We start from the raw sequence: 769 nt of genomic DNA on the forward strand, positions 1-769 counted from the left end.
TTGGGCCGCAGCGGTTCGGCCACCGATGTCGCGGCGGCGATCTTGTATCTGGTTTCGGACGCCAGCCGCTTTGTCAGCGGCAACGAACTGGTGATTGATGCCGGGTATGGCAGGTAGCCGCCGTATGTTGACTACGCTGAATTACAGCGATTTATGGAACAGGACACGATGTTGTCCTTCGCCAGCATAAATGTGTCATCAGCGGCTTTTGCGCGAAGGTCGTAAAACCGGAAGGCTTTTATATCTGCGGCCAGCTCGGGCGATTCCTTGGCTGCTGCGATTTTCGCCCGGTCGAAGTGACTACGCAAAGCGGGCAGAGTGAATACCTTGCCGTCACCATTCATCAACAATTGATCGTTTTCAATCTTATGCTGCGCCTTGCGCACGACAATTCGGCCAAGCACGGTTGCCAGTTCTCCGGTAACGGATACCTGCCCCCGCTGCCGTGTTGTAACGGCAGCGCCTACATCGATCTGAGCCGCTTCACGCGGCTTTTTTTGCGCCTGTCACCAGACGTTTGCATGTGAAATCATAGCTGGACACGGCCTTTAGAGCGCAGTCTCCCCGCGCCCGCAGTGGAAGTTAAGTGCACTACTTTTAACGCAGTTCGCAAAAACGCCAAGTCTCCAGGCCACGCGGGGTTCGCGGGGAAATCTGCTGCAACGCGTTAACGCAAAATGACGCACTTTGTGCGGTGTTTTGGTGGTGCTGGATGAAATGAATGTCAATCGCCGTAAGATTGTATTGACGTTGGGAAATTTGTGCGTTG

At 54.4% G+C, this 769-nt stretch carries 2 protein-coding genes; one reads left to right on the plus strand and one right to left on the minus strand.

From position 1 onward, the window contains the following. The coding region (locus tag KHU33_RS26735) for an SDR family oxidoreductase (RefSeq protein ID WP_211468133.1) at positions 1 to 117 on the plus strand (117 nt) is incomplete at its 5' end. Between the two features lie 14 nt (positions 118 to 131). On the opposite strand, the gene KHU33_RS26180 is transcribed toward KHU33_RS26735, so the two are convergent. Further along, complete coding sequence (locus tag KHU33_RS26180) at positions 132 to 404, minus strand: hypothetical protein (RefSeq protein WP_211468488.1); 273 nt, start codon at positions 402 to 404, stop codon at positions 132 to 134. Positions 405 to 769 lie beyond the last annotated feature (365 nt).

This window comes from Collimonas silvisoli (assembly GCF_018305005.1).
GTDB classification, from domain to species: Bacteria; Pseudomonadota; Gammaproteobacteria; order Burkholderiales; family Burkholderiaceae_D; genus Collimonas; species Collimonas silvisoli.